Here is a 16,996-nt window from a genome sequence, read left to right as displayed (position 1 = left end):
CGTTCGGGCGCGGGGTCAGCGTGCGTAGGCGTCGACGAAGAGCGCGCCGCGGACGTCACGGAGCGTGTCGACCAGGCTCGCGATGGTCCTGCCGGAGATCCCCGACACCTGCAGGTCGTGGGGGCCGAGCGCAGGCAGCCGACCGGTCCGGATCCGGATCACCTCCCACCCGACACCGCGGATCGCCCGGTCCTTGCGGCGGTCGGACGCTTCGCGGGGCCCCACGTGCTCGAGGCCGTGCCGTCCGGTGGAGTCGTACTCGATCGCGACGCGGAGCTCGGGCAGGATGATGTCCGGCCACGCCTCGACGTGGTCGTGGAACGGGCGGTCGAGGCGGATCGCGTTGCGGTCGAACGTGAAGTCGAAGCGGTCGGACAACGCCTGCCGGAGTTCGGCTTCCACCGCGGAGGCCGTTGCGGGCGCACACACGCTGACGAAGGCATCGCCGGAGGGCAGTCGCGGGGTCTTCTGGCAGATGCGACGAGGAGCCGCCGAGCGAGAGCCGGACGACCGGACCGCACCGGGCCGACGGACCCGCTCCGACGCCACCGCGCCGGTCGGCATGCCGACCGACGTCCCGGAAGCGCCGATCCCACGGCCGGGCGCGGCCGGCAGGGTCTGGCGCCCGGTCACCCGCACCGCACGTTGGGGTGCGGGAACGGCTTCGGGCCACTCGTCGGGCAGGGTCGGCCAGCGTTGCGGCTTCGCCATCAGCGCGCACTCGGGGCACCAGACGGAACGACGACGCTCTCGGCCGGGACGCCCACGCTGTTCCGCGGGGGTCGCGACGAACACGTGGCCGACGTCGCACTCCCAGGTCAGGAGCACGTCGGCCGCCGGTGGGATCTGGGTGAGGACGATGCCGGCGTTCCACTCCGGGTGGTACTGCCGGACGAGCACCGGGTAGGACGCCCAGGCGGCACGGAACTCCCCGACGGCGTACGGCATCGGCACACCGCGCGACCACTGCCGGCGGCGCCACCACGCGTCGACGGGTTCCACCACGACGGTCACGGTAGGGCGCACCACCGACAATCGAGCGCTCGCGGACCCGCAGCCGTGCGGGCCGTTCCGGCCGCATGGCATACCCTGGTGGGGTACCACTCGACAGGAGGCGCCATGACCGAGCACCACCACGGTTACATCTCGTCCAAGGACGCGTACCTGAAGCGTCTCCGGCGCATCGAGGGACAGGCTCGCGGGCTGCAGCGCATGGTCGAGGACGAGCAGTACTGCATCGACATCCTCACCCAGGTGTCCGCGATGACGAAGGCCCTGCAGTCGGTCGCACTGGGCCTCGTCGAGGACCACCTCAGTCACTGCGTCGCCGATGCGATGGCTGACGGCGGCGACCCCGAGGCGAAGATCAAGGAAGCGTCCGAGGCGATCGCACGACTCGTCCGCTCCTAGCCAGACCCGGCGCCGCCGTGCCAGGGTCGGTGTCGTGTACACGGACATGACCGGGCCCGAGCTCCTCGCCTACCGCGGGAGCGTCGTCGAGCCCGATGACTTCGACCACTTCTGGACCACCACCCTCGCCGACGCCCGGCAGCACCCCATCGACGTCGCCGTCGACCGGGTCGCGACGGGCCTCACGACGCTCGACACCTACGACGTGACCTTCGCCGGCTGGGCCGGGCAGCGGATCCACGCGTGGTTGACCGTCCCAGCGGGAACCAGCCCGGACGCGCCGCTCCCCGCGGTGGTGGAGTACATCGGCTACGGCGGTGGCCGGGGCCTCCCGACCGAGCAGCTGCTGTGGGCGTCTGCCGGGTACGCGCACCTGCTCATGGACACCCGCGGGCAGGGGTCCGGCTGGTCGGCCGGGGACACCCCGGATCCGGACGGCTCCGGCCCGGCGGTCTCCGGGGTCATGACGCGCGGGATCGAGTCGCCGGAGACCTACTACTACCGCCGGCTCACGACCGACGCCGTCCGTGCCGTCGACGCCGCGCGGGCGATCGACCTCGTCGACCCCGCCCGCGTCGCCGTGCTCGGCGTCAGTCAGGGCGGCGGCATGGCGATCGCGGTGTCCGGGCTCGTCGAGGGACTCGCCGGCGTGTTCCCCCGCGTGCCGTTCCTCTGCGACTTCCCGCGGGGCACGACGATCACCGACGCGTACCCCTACCGCGAGATCGCGCAGTACCTCACGGTGCACCGGACCAAGCGCGACCGGGTCTTCGGCACGCTGGCGTACTTCGACGGGGTCCTGCACGCCGCCCGCGCGACGGCTCCGGCCTGGTACTCGACCGCGCTGATGGACCCGACGTGCCCGCCGTCGACCGTCTACGCCGCGTACAACGCGCACGGGGGCCCGAAGGAGATGACGGTGTGGGAGTTCAACGGCCACGAGGGCGGCGGCGCGCACGAGGACGTCGCGACGCTCCCGCGGCTGCGGTCCGTCCTCAGCTGAGGGCGTTCTTCACGTACCCCACGAGCGCGTTCGCGTGGCCGTGCCCGAGTCCGTGCTCGGACTTCAACCACGCGACGACCTCCATGTGCCGGTCGGTGTCGAGCCGGTCGGCGACGAGGTCGAGCCACTCCTGCACGGGGCGGCCGTAGGTCTTCTCGATGCTCGGGAAGTACGACGCCGGCCCCTTGGGCTTGCTGCCGTCGGCCGGGGGCTCTGGTGCGGTGACGCGATGGGCGCTCATGGGCTCACGATAGCGAGCGGCCTCCGCGTCACGGAAGGTCATCCGCCGTCCTGACGTGACGCCGGGTTCCGTTCCGTGCCGCTGTGTTGCGCGGGCGTTGCCGCGCGGCACGGCAGCCTCGTACCGTCACGCCATGACCGACACGGCACACGCGACGGAGCACCGGCACGGCGCCCTCGCGTTCCGCACCGTCCGCCCCGACGACCCGGCAGCGGCACCGATGCTCGCGGACCTCGAGCGCGAGTACGACGCCCGCTACGGCGACCACTTCGGCGAGCCGGCCTCCACCGAGATCAACCGGTACCCCGTCGAGCACTTCACCGCGCCGCTCGGCACGTTCGTGCTCCTGTACGAGGACGACCGCCTGGTGGCCGGCGGCGCGTTCAAGCCGTACGACGACGACACGATCGAGCTGAAGCGGATCTGGACGGCCCCCGAGGCGCGCGGCCGTGGCCTCGCGGGGGTCGTCGTCGAGGAACTCGAGGCCGAGGCCGGACGACGTGGCTTCGGGCGCGTGTACCTGACGACCGGGCCGCGTCAACCCGAAGCGGTCCGGCTGTACACCCGGCTCGGCTACACCCCGCTGTACGACGTGACCAAGTCGTCGGAGGAGGTCGGGATCCACCCGTTCGAGAAGACCATCAGGACCGACGGGGCGGAGCCGACCCGAGCCTCCAGTCCGACCGACCGCCCCGTCATCCCGCTCCGCCACCCGCTGCGGTGGATCGCTGCGGCGGTCGTGCTCGTGCTGCTCGCGAACCTCGTCGAGACGCTCTTCACGAACCCGTCCTGGGAGTGGCCGCGGGTCGGGAAGTGGCTGTTCAGCCCGGCGATCCTGACCGGCCTGCAGCTCACGCTCGTCGCGACGGCGCTCAGCGCCGTGATCAGCTTCGCCGGTGGCATCGTCGTCGCGATCGCCCGCCTGTCGCGCAACCCGGTGCTGTCGAGCCTGGCGTGGGGGTACGTCTGGCTGTTCCGGTCCGTGCCGCTGATCCTGGTGCTCGTCTTCCTCTACAACCTCGGCAACCTGTACCCGACGATCGGGATCGGCGTGCCGTTCGGCCCGCACGTCGAGGTGCCGACCGCGAACGTGCTCGGTGACCTGGCGATCGGCGTGATCGGGCTGAGCCTCAGCGAGATCGCCTACGCGTCGGAGATCGTCCGCGCCGGGGTCCTCGCCGTGGACCACGGGCAGCACGAGGCCGCACAGGCTCTCGGGCTCCCCCGGCACCGGCAGTTCCTCCGCATCGTGCTGCCGCAGGCGATGCGCTCGATCGTGCCGGCGTTCGTGAACCAGATCGTCGGGCTGCTCAAGGCGAGCTCGCTGCTGTTCTACGTGTCACTCCTGGACCTGTTCGGGGTCGTCCAGAACCTGTCGAGCACCTACCCGACGGACATCATCCCGCTGCTCGTCGTCGCGACGCTCTGGTACCTCGCGCTGACCAGTGCCGTCTCCGTCGTCCAGTACCACGTCGAGCGGTGGACGTCTCGCGGCTCGGTGCGCACGCTGCCGCCGACGCCGCTCCAGCGGGTCCGCGCCGCCTGGCGGCGGATCCGGACAGGAGGCTCGGCTCCGGTCCGGTCGTCGGCGCCCGCTGGCCGTCTGGTCACCTCGGACAACAACGACGGAAGGGTCATCTCGTGAGCGCGACGATCAGCATCCGCGGGGCCGTCAAGGCCTTCGGCGACAACCGGGTCGTCGACGGGATCGACCTCGACCTGGCGGCCGGGAGCGTGACCGCCATCCTCGGGCCGTCCGGGTCGGGCAAGTCCACACTGCTCCGCGCGATCAACCACCTCGAGCCGCCGGACCGCGGCGTCGTCACGATCGGCGACGAGACGATCGGCGTGCGGCTGGTGCCGGGGAGCGGTCGCTACAAGGAGCTGCCGGAGCGAGCGATCCTCCGGCAGCGCGCCCGGATCGGGTTCGTGTTCCAGCACTTCAACCTGTTCCCGCACCTGACCGCGCTCGAGAACGTCATCGAGGGGCTCGTCGCCTCCGGCGTCCGTGTCGCTTCCGCCCGGGTCCGCGGCATCGCCCTGCTCGAGCAGGTCGGACTGGGCGACCGCGCAGACGCCCGTCCGAGGCAGCTCTCGGGCGGCCAGCAGCAGCGCGTCGCGATCGCCCGCGCGCTGGCCCTCGAACCAGAGGTGCTGCTGCTCGACGAGCCCACCTCGGCGCTCGACCCGGAGCTCGTCGGCGAGGTGCTCGGCGTCATCCGGTCCCTCGCCGCGTCCGGCACGACCCTCGTGATCGTCACCCACGAGGTCGCCTTCGCCCGCGAGGTCGCCGACCACGTCGTGTTCCTTGACCACGGCCGGATCGTCGAGCAGGGTCCGCCGTCGCAGGTCATCGACGCGCCCCGCCACGACCGGACCCGCGCGTTCCTCAGCCGCCTGCGCTGACCCCGACTCCCCACCCCCACAGCACCCGACCCCAGGAGAACCATGCCCATCACCACCCTGTCCCGCTGGCGCAGCACCGGCGCCCTCGTCATCGCCGCCGGCGTCGTCGTCGCCCTGGCCGGCTGCGCCGCGGGAGCGAACGCCGGCACCGGCTCCGGCTCCGGCTCCTCCGCCGACGGCAAGGTCACCATCGGTGCCGCCTCGAACGGCGCAGCGAAGGAGACGACGCTCACCGTCGCCGAGGACACGAAGCTCCACGACGCGCTGCCGTCCGACGTCAAGAAGTCGGGCGAGCTCGTCATCGGCATCGGCGCACTGCCCTCCGGGTTCCCGCCGCTGGCCTACACCGGCGACGACCAGAAGACGCTGACGGGTGCCGAACCCGACCTCGGTCGGCTCGTCGCGGCGAAGCTCGGGCTCGACGCGCAGGTGAAGAACTCGACATGGGACAACCTGTTCGTCGGCATCGACAGCGGGTCGGTCGACGTCGGGTTCTCGAACGTGACGGACACCGAGCAGCGCAAGGAGAAGTACGACTTCGCCTCGTACCGCGAGGACAACCTGGCCTTCCAGGTCCTGAAGTCGAGCGACTGGACGTTCGACGGCGACCCCTCGGTGCTCGCGGGCAAGACCGTCGCCGTCGGGTCCGGGACGAACCAGGAGAAGATCCTGCTCGAGTGGAAGGACCAGCTCGAGGCCGCCGGCAAGACCCTGACGGTCAAGTACTACCCGGACACGAACTCGACGAAGCTCGCGCTCGACTCCGGCAAGATCGACGCGTCCTTCGGCCCGAACCCGAGCATCGCGTACCAGAACACGCAGAGCGCGGGCAGCGCGAACCCGACCACGACCGCGGGGACGTACTCCGGTGCGGGTGGGTCGCTGCAGGGGCTCATCGCCGCGACGACGAAGAAGGACAACGGACTCGTGGAGCCGGTCCAGAAGGCGATCAACGAGCTCATCGACGACGGCACGTACGCCAAGTGGCTGCAGGCGTACAACCTGTCGAACGAGGCCGTGCAGCAGTCCGAGATCAACCCGCCGGGGCTGCCGCTCGACAACAGCTGAGCCGAGTCGGTCGGCTCGGCGGGTCGGTCGGCTCGGCGGGTCGGTCGGCTCGCCGGGCCGACTCGGAACGACACCCTCGACGTCGTACGACGTCGAGGGTGTCGTTCGTTGCGGACGCAACACTTGCACGCGCGGCACAGCGACAGGGTCGCTGTCGTACGACAGCGACCCCGTCGCTCCTTGCGGACGCAACCATCGGCGGCGGGCTCGGCACGCATCGGACGGGAGGCTCGTGGCCAGGCCGCCACGAGCCTCCCGTCCGGCGTGCGGCCGGCCCCGGATCCGCGCGACGAGTGCGCAGGGGCGGTGCGCGATCCAGCCGGGCCCGCCAGCGGACGGGACGAGTGCGCACAAAAGGCGGCTCCCGGGTCGGGTGCGACGCCACGTCCGCGCACTCGGCGCCCGACGGGAGGCTCGGGTCCGGCCGGCCGAGTGCGCAGAAGGTGCGATCCGAGACGCGGACCAGCCACCACTTCCGCGCACTCGACGCCGGACCGGAGGCTTGTGACCGGACCGTCACGAGCCTCCCGTCCTGCATGTGGCCGGGCCGGGCATCATGCGACGAGTGCGCACAAAGGCCGATTCCCGGGGCGGGTACGACACCGCGTCCGCGCACTCGGCCGGGCGGTCGGGCGGTCGGTCGGCCGGCCGAGTGCGCAGAAGGTGCGATCCGAGACGCTGACCAGCCACCACTTCCGCGCACTCGATGCCGGACGGGAGGCTCGTGACCGGACCGTCACGAGGCTCCCGTCCGGCGTGTGGCCGGGCCGGGCCTCATGCGACGACTGCGCACAAAGGCCGATTCCCGAGTCGGGTGCGACGCCACATCCGCGCACTCGGCCGGGAGGTCGGTCGGCCGACGGCCGAGTGCGCAGAAGGTGCGATCCGAGACGCGGACCAGCCACCACTTCCGCGCACTCGACGCAGCCGACGCCCGACGCCGAGCGCGCCGAGCGCGGCGCGCTCAGCGCGCGGCGACCGCCTCGGGGGCGGACTCGTGCGCTGCCCACGCCTCGGCGAGGAGCTCGTACGAGCGCACGCGGTCGGCGTGCTCGTGCGTGATCGTCGTGACGAGCAGCTCGTCCGCTCCCGTCACCCGGCGGAGCGTCTCGAGCCGCGAGACAACCTCCGGCGGCGCGCCGACGAACCGGGTCGCCAGCCGGTCACCGACCGAGGAGGCGACCTCGGCGTCGAGCACCGCCCCGTCGGCCGGCGACGGGTACGCGATCGCTCCCACGCCCGAGCGGATCGAGTGCACCCACGCCGCGTAGCCCGAGCCGAGGCGCGCGGCCTCGGCGTCGGTGTCCGCGACGACGACATCAGCCGACACGACGACGTGCGGCGCCGGCAGGACCCCAGGCCGGAACGCCGAACGGTAGGCCTCCACCGACGCCAGGACCGTGCCCGGCGACGTGTGGTAGTTCGCGCCGTAGGGCAACCCGAGCGCGCCGGCGATCCGCGCGCTCTCCCCGCCGGTCGACCCGTGCACCCAGAGCTCGACATCGGCGCCGGCAGCGGGCGTGGCGTCGACGACCGACCCGCCGTCCGCGCCGCCGGGCTCGTACGTGCCCGCGAGGAAGGCCCTGAGGAGCGACACCTCACCCTCGAACGCGTCGACGTCGCCGGGGACCCGCCCGAGCAACGTCCCCTGGAGGGCGAACCGGCTGTTCGGCGCGATCCGGAAGTCGAACGGCGCGGGGACGAGCAGCCCGTCCACGACCTCGTCGGACCGCGGGGCGAGCGACGGCGGCTTCGGGGTCCCTGGTGCCGGAGCACCCGACCGGCCGAGCCCGAGGTCGAAGCGCGGGCCGTACAGCCCCGTGAGCGTGCCGAACGTCTCGGCGATCTGCAACGCGCGCTGGTTCCCGACGAGGGTGGCGGCGCTGCCGACGCGGATCGTGGACGTCGCCGCGGCGATCGCCCCGATCACGACGTTCGGCGCGCTGCCGGCGACCCCGGGGTTGAGGTGGTGCTCCGCGAGCCAGTACCTGGCGTACCCGGCACGTTCAGCGCGCTGGGCGAGGTCGACGGTGTTGCGGAGCGCCTCGGCGGGGGTCGAACCCGCGCTGACCGGGACGAGGTCGAGGACGGCGAGTGGTGTGGTCACGATGCGTCCTTCCAGGCGCCGGTGAGCTGGTCGAGCCGGGTGTCCGCCCCGTACGCGATGCCGTGCACGTCCTTCGCGGTGGCGATGATGCTCGTCAGCTCGTGGACGGGGACGAAGTCGGCCTGGGACGCGATGCGCTCCTGGATCTCGGCGAAGGTCGCGTCGCGGTCGGTGGGTGAGGACTGTGAGAGCTCCTTCTGGAAGAGGGCATCGAGCGTGGCGTCTGAAGCTCCGATCGACTGGGCGCCACTGCTCGAGAACTTCGAGCGGAGGACGTCGCCGTCCGCGCGCGAGTTGTTGTCCCACGCGAGGTCCCAGTCACCGCTGCCGAGGTTCGCGAGGTACTGCGGGACGGTGCCGCTCTCGAGCGTGAGCCCGACGCCGACCTTCTCGAGCTCCTGCTGGATGAGCTCCAGGGACGTCTGGTTCGGACCGAAGTTCGTGATCCAGATCAGCTTGAGCTGCAGCTTCCGGCCGTCCTTCGCGCGGATGCCGTCGGAGCCCTCCACCCAGCCGGCGTCGGTCAGCGCGGCCGATGCCGCCGACGGGTCGTACCGGAGCGACGAGGACGTGTCGGTGTACCCGGGCGTCGTCGAACCGAGCACGGACGTCGCGACCTTGAAGAGGGAGTTGAGCGAGGTGTCCCTGACGGTCTTCGGGTCGACCGCCTGCGCGATCGCCTTGCGGACGGCGACGTCGGCGACGAGCGGCCGCTCCTGGTTGAAGGTCAGCCCGAACACCTGCCCGGGGTTCGCCCGCGTGACCAGGTCGAACTGGGTCTTCAGGGAGTCCGTGTCGCTCGGCTGCACACTGCTGATGGCGTCCAGCTGACCGGACTGCAGGCTGCCCGAGCGGACGCTCGCCTCGGGGACGACCTGGAACGTCACCTTCGACAGGTGTGCCGCTCCGGCGTTCGTCCGTGCGGCCGGCCCCCAGTCGTACCCCTTGCGCTTGGTGAGGACGGTCGACGTGTTCTTCGTGTACGAGCTGAGCGTGAACGGCCCGGTCCCGACGACCTCGGACCCGGTCGACCGGTCGTCGAACGGCACCTTCGTCGTGCCGGGCGAGACGATCCCGAGTGCGACCGAGGACGTGGCGTTCGGGAAGGCGGCGTTCGGCTGGTCGAAGTCGACCTCGACGGTGTCGTCGTCGACGACCTTCGTCCCGCTGTAACCGGAGAAGGACGACGCGGCGGTGCTCGCGGCCCCTGCTGCGGCGATGTCGTCGAAGGTGTCCTTGACGGCGGTCGCGTCGAACCGGGTGCCGTCCGAGAACGTGACGCCGGAGCGCAGGTCGAACGTGAAGCGCGTGGCGTCGTCGTTCGCGGTGTACTTCGTCGCGAGCCACGGCTTGAGCGACCCGTCCGACGGGTCCTGCCAGAGCAGCGAGTCGACGAGCTGCCGGGTGATCGCGAGCGTGTCGTTCCCGGCGCCGGTGCCGGACGGGTTCAGCGAGATCGGGTCGTTCGCGATCGCGTAGGTCAGGTCGCCGCCGTCCACCGGCTTCGAGGACGACGAGGACGACGCCGTGCTGCCCGACGAGCAGCCGGCCATGACGAGGGCCGCCGCGGTGCCGGCCGCGATCGCGGCCACCAGTCGGTACGGGGTTCGTGCGGTGGTCATCGTGCTCCTTCGGGGGTGACGACGTCGGTGACGCCGGCGACGTCGGTGACGCCGAGATCGGGTGCCGCGCGCCGGGACCGACCGGGGATCGCGTCGAGCAGCGCACGCGTGTAGTCGTGCTGCGGGTCGTGCAGGACCTGGGCGACGTCGCCGTGCTCGACCACGCGGCCGCCACGGAGGACGGACACCTCGTGTGCGATGCGACGGACGACGGCCAGGTCGTGCGAGATGAACAGGTAGGAGACGCCGAGCTGTTCCTGCAGCTCGGCGAGCAGGTCGAGGACCTGGGCCTGGACCGACACGTCGAGTGCCGAGACCGGCTCGTCGAGGACGACGAACGACGGGTCGAGCGCCAGCGCACGGGCGATCGCCACGCGCTGCCGCTGCCCGCCGGAGAGTTCGTCCGCACGTCGCCTGAGCACCGAGGCGGGGAGGGCGACGAGGTCGACGAGCTCCCGCGCACGTGCGGCGCGGGTCCGTCGGGAGCCGACGCCGAACGCGGCGAGCGGATCGGCGACGACGGACTCCACGGACAGCCGCGGGTGCAGCGCCGCGTACGGGTTCTGCTGGACGATCTGCGCCCGGCGCCGGAACGCACGGAGCGCGGCACCTCGTCGCCCGACGGGCTCGCCGTCGAACAGCACGGTGCCCTCGTCGCGTCGTTCCAGGCCGAGGATCAGTCGCGCGGTCGTCGACTTCCCCGAGCCGGACTCCCCCACCAGCGCGAGCGTGCGCCCGCGAGGCACGGACACGTCGACGCCGTCGACGGCGGGGACGTGCCCGAAGGTCTTCCGCAGCCCCGTCGCGACCACCAGGTGGTCGACGGGTCCGGCAACGCCGGTCGGGAGGCTCGGCTCGGCCCGGGCGGTCACGGTCAGGTCGTCGAGACTCGGCGCAGCGGCGATCAGGGCTCGGGTGTACGGCTCGCGTGGGGAGCCGAGCACCTCGTCTGGCGTTCCCTGCTCGACGATCCGTCCTTCGGACAGCACGACGATCCGGTCCGACCGGTCCGCGGCCACCCCGAGGTCGTGGGTGATGAAGAGGACGCTGGTCCCCCGCTCGGCGACGAGCCGGTCCAGGTGGTCGAGGATCGTCCGCTGCACGGTGACGTCGAGGGCGCTCGTCGGTTCGTCCGCGACGAGGAGCTCCGGGTCGCCGATCAGGGCGATCGCGATGAGCACCCGCTGGCGCATCCCGCCGGAGAGCTCGTGCGGGTACTGCCGTGCACGGAGTTCCGGGCGGCCGATCCCCGCACGGCGCAGCTCCTCGACCGCGCGCGCAGCAGCCTCGGCCCCGGTGGCGATGCCGTGGATGGCGAGGACCTCCGCGACCTGGGCGCCGACCCGGGTGACCGGGTTGAGCGACACGGTCGGGTCCTGCGGCACGAAGCCGACGCGCAGCCCGCGGACGCCACGCACCTCGGCGTCGGTCGCCGTCACCAGGTCCAGGTCTCCGGAACCGGCGCCGGCCCCGGCGAGCCGCACCGAGCCTCCCGTCAGCGTCGCCGCGGCGGGCAGGAGCCGGAGGACGGCCTGGGCCGTCGTCGACTTGCCCGAACCGGACTCGCCGACGATCGCGACGCGCTCTCCGCGTCCGACGTCGAGGGAGATCCCGTGGAGCGTCGTGCGCCGGGACGCGCCGTGTCCGTGGTCGACGGACAGGTCCCTGATGGTGAGGAGGCTCATCGGACGGCCCGCCGTTCGGTGTCGAGGGCACGGGCCACGCGGTTGCCGGCGAGGACCGTCACCGCGATGACGAGACCGGGGATCGTGGTGAGCCACCACGACGTCGCGATGAAGTCGCGACCGGTGGCGACGAGCGAGCCCCACTCCGGTGCCGGCGGCTGTGCGCCGTAGCCGAGGAAGCTCAGGCTCGAGACGGCGAGGATCGCGGTCCCGAACTCCAGCGCGGCGAGGACGAGCACCGGCCCGGCAGCGTTCGGCAGCACGTGCACGGCGAGCACCCGCCACCAGCGGTTGCCTCCGGCGGCCGCGGCTTCGACGTACTGCGCTGTGCGGACCCTGACCACCTCGGAGCGCATGATGCGGGCGATCGTGGCGATGCTCGCGACGCCGACGGCCACCGCGACGTTCGCGGTGCCGAATCCGAGCACCGTCACGATGGTGAGCGAGAGCAACAGGCTCGGGATCGCGAGCAGGACGTCCGCGATCCGCATGAGCACGGCGTCGACCACCCCGCCGACGAACCCGGCGACGAGGCCGACGAGCGACCCGCCGACGAGACCGATGACGATCGCGAGCACCGCCGCCTGCAGCGTGAGCGCAGTGCCGTGCACGACGCGTGCGTACAGGTCACGGCCGAGCTGGTCGGTGCCGAACCAGTGCGCGGCACCTGGTGCGGTGAGCTTCGCCGCGGGGTCGGCGGCGAGGGCGTCGTGGGAGGTGAGCGCTCCTGGGAGGAACGCGGCGATGACGACGAGCGCCAGCCAGACGAGCGCGACGGTCAGCGTGGGGCGGGCGACGAGCACACGGAGCGTCGTCCCGCGACCGGGGACCCGGTCGCTGAGGACGGCCGTCCGGCCGCCGATCGCGAGCTGTGTGGTCTCGGTCATGCGAGGACCCCCTGGGGTGCCGGTTCGCCGGTCGGTTCCCGGAGCTTCCTCCGGCTGCCCGCCACGACGACACGCGGGTCGAGGAGCGGGTACACCAGGTCGACGACGAGGTTGACGACGACGAACACCGCCGCGGCGAAGAGGACGATGCCCTGGACGACGGGGATGTCCTGCTGCTGGACCGCGGTCGCGGTGACCCGGCCGAGGCCCGGCCGGGAGAACACCGTCTCGGTCACGACGGTGCCGGAGAACAGCTGCCCGACGATGAGTCCCGTGACGGTGAGAGCGGGCAGCGCGGCGTTCTTCAGGGCGTGCCGGAGCTGCACGCGCCACCGGCCGGCGCCCTTCGCGTACGCGGTGTCGACGTACGGCTCGCGCAGGGTCTGGACGAGCGACTTCGACAGCAGCTGCGCGATCGTCGCGCCGGTCGGCAGCGCGAGGGTGACGGCAGGCAGCACGACGGACGCCGGCCCGTCGCCGCCGAACGCCGGGAACAGGTGCAGGCCGAAGGAGAACCACTGCACGAGGAGCAGCGCGAACCAGAACCCGGGGACGGCGACGCCGACCGGGGGCAGCTGGAGCAGGAACTGTCCGAGTGCACGGTTCCTGGTCCAGGTCGCGAGGACGGCGAGCCCGCCACCGAACACGATCGCCAGGACGAGCCCGGTAAGTGCGATCTGTGCCGTGGGCAGGATCGCCTCGCCGATGACGTCGGCGACCGGGCGACCGCTGCCGATCGACCGGCCGAGGTCGCCGGTGAACAGCGCGCCGAGGTGCTGCACGTACTGCACGAGGACCGGCTGGTCGAGTCCGTACTGGTGTCGCAGCGCGTCGAGCTGGGCCGCCGTGACGTCGGTCGCGTCAGGGCCCACGAGGATCCGCGCGGGGTCGCTCGGCAGGACGTAGAGGACGAAGAACGAGATCGTCCAGGCCGCCCACAGCACGAGCACCGCCTGGCCGACGCGCGACAGGACGTACCGGGTCATGCGGTGACCACCGTGGGGACCCAGCCGAGTTCGGGGGCGACGTGCTCGACGACGTCGGTGACGATCTGCTCGTACTCGTCGGCGGCGAACTCGTAGGGCAGCTCGATGCGGAACTCGTCGACCTCGGCGAGGGTGGCGTCGTGCACGAGCTGCTCGACGATCTGCTCCGACGTGCCGACGAGGTCCGCGGAGAACAGGGTGCGACGAGGTCCCTGCGGCGCGGTCTGCCGCGCGAGCCGGGAGTCACGCCACGAGGCGTACCGCTCGCGCGACGCCCGGTCGGCGGAGTCGGTGGGGACCAGGCAGCGGCCCCAGGCGACACGGGGCTCGACGCCGTCGGGCAGCGCTGCCCGGTACGCCAGCAGCTGGTTCCGCTGGGCCGTGCCGTAGTCGTCGGTGCCCTCGCCGGAGGTCAGGTTCCCGATGAGCAGGTTCAGGCCGCTGCGGCCGGCGAACTCCGCGGACCGGAGCGACCCGGCGCCGTACCAGACCCGGTCGGCGAGTCCGGGAGCGTACGGCTGCAGTCTGGGGCGCTGGACGTTCCCCGGGCTGGCGATGACGGTGTCTGCGTCGCCGAGGAACGACCCGCGCAGGTTCTCGACGAACCGGGTCACCCGGCCGTAGCCGAGGTCGAAGGAGCGCCAGTCGCCGTCGAACACCAGGTCCCCGAGGAGGTCGGCGTGCGGGGTGCCGGTGGACAGCCCGACCTGGACCCTGCCGCCGGACAGCACGTCGGCGAGCGAGAAGTCCTCGGCGAGCCGGAACGGGCTCTCCCACCCGATCGGGACGACCGCGACACCGAGCTCGATGCTCCTCGTGCGCTGGGACGCCGCGGCGAGGAACACCGCGGCGGAGCCGATGCCGTGTTCGAGGTGCCGGTGCCGGACCCAGGCGCCGTCGACGCCGAGACGCTCGGCGGTCGCGAAGAGCTCCAGCGTCGACTCGAGGCCGGCCGCTGGGTCGTCGTCCTCGAAGTTGCCGGGGACCAGGATGGCGAGGCTGCCGATGCTCATGCGAGCACCTCGCGGCTCGTCCGGATGCCGGGCAGTCCGAGGGTCTCGCGCAGGGTGGCACCGTCCTCGTACGACGAGCGGTACACGCCACGCTCCTGCAGCAGCGGGACCACACGGTCGACGAAGTCGTCGAGCCCGTAGGGGTTCGTGTGCGGCACGACGACGAACCCGTCGGTCGCGCGCTCCTGGACGTACCGGTCGATCTCCGCCGCGATGTGCGACGGCGTCCCGACGAACCCGCCGCGGGTCGAGACCTCGATCACGAGGTCCCGGATGGACAGTCGCTCGGCCTCTGCACGGTCCCGCCAACCCTGCACGAGCGCGGGGACGTCCCGGGTGTGGCGTGCACGACCACGGGTGATCGCGGCGCCGTCGAGGTCCGGCTCGACGTCGGGCAGCGGGCCGTCCACGTCGTAGGAGGAGAGGTCGCGGTTCCACACCTGCTCGAGGAACGCGATCGCCGTGGCCGGGCTGACCTGCGCCCGCCGGATCGCCCTGGCTCGTTCCTCGGCGTCCGCCGCGGTGTCGCCGAGCACGAAGGTCGCGCCAGGAAGGATGAGCAGCTCGTCCTCCGAGCGGCCGACGCGTTCGAGCCGAGCGGCGACGTCGCGGTAGAAGCCCTGCGCGTCGGCGAACTCGGTGTGCAGCGAGAAGATCACGTCGGCGCGGCTCGCGGCGAGGTCCCGGCCCTCGTCGGAGTCACCGGCCTGCACGACCACGGGGTGCCCCTGCGGACTCCGCGGGACCGGGAACGTGCCACTGACGTCGAACTGCGGGCCGTGGTGGTCGACGTCGCGGATCCGGGACCGGTCGGCGAACCGTCCGGCAGCGCGGTCCGCCACGACCGCGTCGGTGCGCCACGAGTCCCAGAGCTCCCGGGCGACGTCGACGAACTCGGCGGCCCGCGTGTACCGGTCAGCCGGGTCGAGGAAGCCACCGCGACGGAAGTTCGCGCCGTGGAAGGCATCGGAGCTCGTGACGACGTTCCAGCCGGCGCGGCCACCGGTCAGGTGGTCAAGGGTCGCGAGTTGCTTCGCCAGTTCGACGGGTTCGTTGAACGTGGTCTGCAGCGTGCCGACGAGCCCGATGTGGTCGGTCACCCCGGCCAGGGCGGCGAGGATCGCGAGCGTGTTCGGTCGACCGACGACGTCGAGGTCGTGGATGCGGCCCTTCTGCTCGCGGAGCCGGAGCCCCTCGGCGAGGAACAGGTAGTCGAAGAACCCGCGCTCGGCGTTCGTCGCGAAGTGCTCGAACGACGAGAAGGCGATCTGGCTCTCGGCCCGGTCGTCGCTCCACACGGTCGTGTTGTTGACGCCGGGGAAGTGCGCGGCGAGGTGGACCTGACGCTTCGTGGTCATGCGGAGACCCCTTCGGTGCTGAGCGTGCGGGACGTGCGGACCCCGCTGTGACGGCTGACGGCCGGGGCGATCCCGAGCCGGGTGCGCAGGTCGACCGCCGGTCGGGAGGCGACGTCGGCCCGGAGTCCGGCCGTGACGAGCGCCGGGACGAGCTGCCGGGCGATCGCGGTGCTGTCCGTCGGGATGCGCAACGGGCGGAGCCGCACCCCGGCGTAGCCGAGTTCGCGCAGCCCGGCGATCCGCGAGACCAGGTCCGGGACCGTGGTCGCCAGCACCGACGTGTCCGAGACGTACGGGGTCCCGGCCAGGTCGTCGAGGGCGGCGAGTTCGTCGGCGGCGGCAGCCGACGACGAGCCGATGAGCACCGCGAGGTCCGCGAGGACCGGGCGCGGGGCGGTGGACCCGGCCACCTGTTCGAGGTGACGGACCTCGGCGAGCAGTTCCCGGTCCTCCCGTCCGTCGAAGCCGGGCGTGACCAGCACGACGTCCGCGACGTCCACGGCCAGCGCGGCCGCGTCGGACCGGTGGGCCAGCGCGAAGACCGGCGGCCGGCCCTGCGGTGACCGCGGGACGATCGACGCCCCGTGCACCGAGACGTGCTCCCCCACGAACTCCGCGTTGTGGATCCGGTCCCGGTCGATGAACCGCCCGGTCGTCACGTCGCGGATGATCGCGTCGTCGTCCCAGCTGTCCCAGAGGCGGTCGACGACCTCGGCCACCTCGCGCGCCTCGGCGAAGAGCTCCGCGACGGTGGCGTCGTCCGGCGTGGCCGGCAGGGTCCTGCGCCCGAAGAGTGCAGCCTCCCGCGCCGTCGAGCTCACCTGGAGCCGCCAGCCGGCACGTCCGAGCGACACGTGGTCGAGTGTCTGCAGGCTGGTCGCGACGTGGAACGGCTCGGTGTGCGTGACGCTCACGGTCGGTACCAGGCCGATCTGCCGGGTGGCGGGAGCGACGGCGGCGGCGATCAGCAGGGCGTCCAGGCGGCCGACGACGGTGGTCGTGTCCAGGTCGCCATCCCGCTCGGGTCCTGCGGTGAACGAGTCCTCGATGGTCACGGCGTCCACGCCGAGCCGGTCCTGCTCGACGACGACGTCACGCCAGTGCCGGAGCGAGGTGAGCCGCTCCGCGTCGGAGTCGGCGGCACGCCAGGCGGCAGGGTGCCACCCGGCACCCTGCAGCGCGGTGACGAGGGTGATGCGATCGGGCACGG

At 72.2% G+C, this 16,996-nt stretch carries 15 protein-coding genes; 5 read left to right on the top strand and 10 right to left on the bottom strand.

From position 1 onward, the window contains the following. Window positions 1–15: 15 nt before the first annotated feature. The gene (locus QK288_RS11000) at window positions 16–1,005 is read right to left on the bottom strand and encodes a hypothetical protein (RefSeq protein ID WP_281264353.1); all 990 of its coding nucleotides are present in this window, start codon (window positions 1,003–1,005) and stop codon (window positions 16–18) included. 114 nt (window positions 1,006–1,119) lie between these two features. On the opposite strand from QK288_RS11000, the gene QK288_RS10995 reads away from it, so the two are divergent. Beyond that, a complete protein-coding gene (locus tag QK288_RS10995) occupies window positions 1,120–1,410 on the top strand; it encodes a metal-sensitive transcriptional regulator (protein WP_281264352.1) in 291 nt (96 codons plus the stop codon). 34 nt (window positions 1,411–1,444) lie between these two features. Next, window positions 1,445–2,413, top strand: coding sequence for an acetylxylan esterase (locus QK288_RS10990; protein WP_348639018.1), 969 nt, complete (start codon window positions 1,445–1,447; stop codon window positions 2,411–2,413). Here the strand turns inward: QK288_RS10990 and QK288_RS10985 are convergent. Continuing rightward, window positions 2,406–2,654, bottom strand: a complete 249-nt coding sequence (locus QK288_RS10985; RefSeq protein ID WP_281264351.1) for a DUF4287 domain-containing protein — start codon at window positions 2,652–2,654, stop codon at window positions 2,406–2,408. The genes QK288_RS10990 and QK288_RS10985 overlap by 8 nt on opposite strands. A gap of 133 nt (window positions 2,655–2,787) precedes the next feature. On the opposite strand from QK288_RS10985, the gene QK288_RS10980 reads away from it, so the two are divergent. Genes QK288_RS10980 through QK288_RS10970 form a run of 3 tightly spaced genes read left to right on the top strand, consistent with a single transcriptional unit; the run spans window position 2,788 to window position 6,128 of the window. Beyond that, window positions 2,788–4,299 carry a GNAT family N-acetyltransferase gene (locus QK288_RS10980; protein ID WP_281264350.1) on the top strand — a complete coding sequence of 504 codons (1,512 nt, stop codon included), beginning with the start codon at window positions 2,788–2,790 and terminating at the stop codon, window positions 4,297–4,299. Beyond that, window positions 4,296–5,060: an amino acid ABC transporter ATP-binding protein gene (locus QK288_RS10975; protein ID WP_281264349.1), complete on the top strand. Its 765-nt coding sequence runs from the start codon at window positions 4,296–4,298 to the stop codon at window positions 5,058–5,060. Before QK288_RS10980 ends, QK288_RS10975 begins: the two co-directional genes overlap by 4 nt. Window positions 5,061–5,102: 42 nt before the next feature. After that, a complete protein-coding gene (locus tag QK288_RS10970) occupies window positions 5,103–6,128 on the top strand; it encodes a transporter substrate-binding domain-containing protein (RefSeq protein ID WP_281264348.1) in 1,026 nt (341 codons plus the stop codon). A 964-nt stretch (window positions 6,129–7,092) separates the two neighbouring features. On the opposite strand, the gene QK288_RS10965 is transcribed toward QK288_RS10970, so the two are convergent. Genes QK288_RS10965 through QK288_RS10930 form a run of 8 tightly spaced genes read right to left on the bottom strand, consistent with a single transcriptional unit; the run spans window position 7,093 to window position 16,994 of the window. Beyond that, window positions 7,093–8,235 carry an LLM class flavin-dependent oxidoreductase gene (locus tag QK288_RS10965; protein ID WP_281264347.1) on the bottom strand — a complete coding sequence of 381 codons (1,143 nt, stop codon included), beginning with the start codon at window positions 8,233–8,235 and terminating at the stop codon, window positions 7,093–7,095. Then, window positions 8,232–9,857 (bottom strand): ABC transporter substrate-binding protein, encoded by a 1,626-nt coding sequence (locus tag QK288_RS10960; protein WP_281264346.1) that lies wholly within the window; start codon window positions 9,855–9,857, stop codon window positions 8,232–8,234. Before QK288_RS10960 ends, QK288_RS10965 begins: the two co-directional genes overlap by 4 nt. After that, on the bottom strand, window positions 9,854–11,542 hold the full coding sequence (locus QK288_RS10955) for an ABC transporter ATP-binding protein (protein ID WP_281264345.1): 1,689 nt from the start codon (window positions 11,540–11,542) through the stop codon (window positions 9,854–9,856). The genes QK288_RS10960 and QK288_RS10955 overlap by 4 nt, the downstream gene beginning before the upstream one ends. After that, window positions 11,539–12,429 carry an ABC transporter permease gene (locus tag QK288_RS10950; RefSeq protein WP_281264344.1) on the bottom strand — a complete coding sequence of 297 codons (891 nt, stop codon included), beginning with the start codon at window positions 12,427–12,429 and terminating at the stop codon, window positions 11,539–11,541. The genes QK288_RS10955 and QK288_RS10950 overlap by 4 nt, the downstream gene beginning before the upstream one ends. Continuing rightward, window positions 12,426–13,415 carry an ABC transporter permease gene (locus tag QK288_RS10945; protein WP_281264343.1) on the bottom strand — a complete coding sequence of 330 codons (990 nt, stop codon included), beginning with the start codon at window positions 13,413–13,415 and terminating at the stop codon, window positions 12,426–12,428. The genes QK288_RS10950 and QK288_RS10945 overlap by 4 nt, the downstream gene beginning before the upstream one ends. Further along, window positions 13,412–14,428 (bottom strand): LLM class flavin-dependent oxidoreductase, encoded by a 1,017-nt coding sequence (locus QK288_RS10940; RefSeq protein WP_281264342.1) that lies wholly within the window; start codon window positions 14,426–14,428, stop codon window positions 13,412–13,414. The genes QK288_RS10945 and QK288_RS10940 overlap by 4 nt, the downstream gene beginning before the upstream one ends. Further along, window positions 14,425–15,786, bottom strand: coding sequence for an NtaA/DmoA family FMN-dependent monooxygenase (locus tag QK288_RS10935; protein WP_281264341.1), 1,362 nt, complete (start codon window positions 15,784–15,786; stop codon window positions 14,425–14,427). Before QK288_RS10935 ends, QK288_RS10940 begins: the two co-directional genes overlap by 4 nt. Then, complete coding sequence (locus QK288_RS10930; RefSeq protein WP_281264340.1) at window positions 15,783–16,994, bottom strand: LLM class flavin-dependent oxidoreductase; 1,212 nt, start codon at window positions 16,992–16,994, stop codon at window positions 15,783–15,785. The genes QK288_RS10935 and QK288_RS10930 overlap by 4 nt, the downstream gene beginning before the upstream one ends. Between the last annotated feature and the right edge of the window lie 2 nt (window positions 16,995–16,996).

The sequence above is a fragment of the Curtobacterium sp. 9128 genome (assembly GCF_900086645.1).
GTDB lineage: Bacteria > Actinomycetota > Actinomycetes > Actinomycetales > Microbacteriaceae > Curtobacterium.
The sequence above is the reverse complement of the archived record's forward strand: the minus strand, read 5'-3'. Positions and strand labels throughout refer to the sequence as shown.

Coding starts and splice junctions, on each gene's coding strand:
- QK288_RS10980 (WP_281264350.1), top strand. CDS start 2,788: ATGACCGACACGGCACACGCGACGGAGCACCGGCACGGCGCCCTCGCG.
- QK288_RS10945 (WP_281264343.1), bottom strand. CDS start 13,415: ATGACCCGGTACGTCCTGTCGCGCGTCGGCCAGGCGGTGCTCGTGCTG.
- QK288_RS10940 (WP_281264342.1), bottom strand. CDS start 14,428: ATGAGCATCGGCAGCCTCGCCATCCTGGTCCCCGGCAACTTCGAGGAC.
- QK288_RS10950 (WP_281264344.1), bottom strand. CDS start 12,429: ATGACCGAGACCACACAGCTCGCGATCGGCGGCCGGACGGCCGTCCTC.
- QK288_RS10985 (WP_281264351.1), bottom strand. CDS start 2,654: ATGAGCGCCCATCGCGTCACCGCACCAGAGCCCCCGGCCGACGGCAGC.
- QK288_RS10970 (WP_281264348.1), top strand. CDS start 5,103: ATGCCCATCACCACCCTGTCCCGCTGGCGCAGCACCGGCGCCCTCGTC.
- QK288_RS10995 (WP_281264352.1), top strand. CDS start 1,120: ATGACCGAGCACCACCACGGTTACATCTCGTCCAAGGACGCGTACCTG.
- QK288_RS10935 (WP_281264341.1), bottom strand. CDS start 15,786: ATGACCACGAAGCGTCAGGTCCACCTCGCCGCGCACTTCCCCGGCGTC.
- QK288_RS10955 (WP_281264345.1), bottom strand. CDS start 11,542: ATGAGCCTCCTCACCATCAGGGACCTGTCCGTCGACCACGGACACGGC.
- QK288_RS10960 (WP_281264346.1), bottom strand. CDS start 9,857: ATGACCACCGCACGAACCCCGTACCGACTGGTGGCCGCGATCGCGGCC.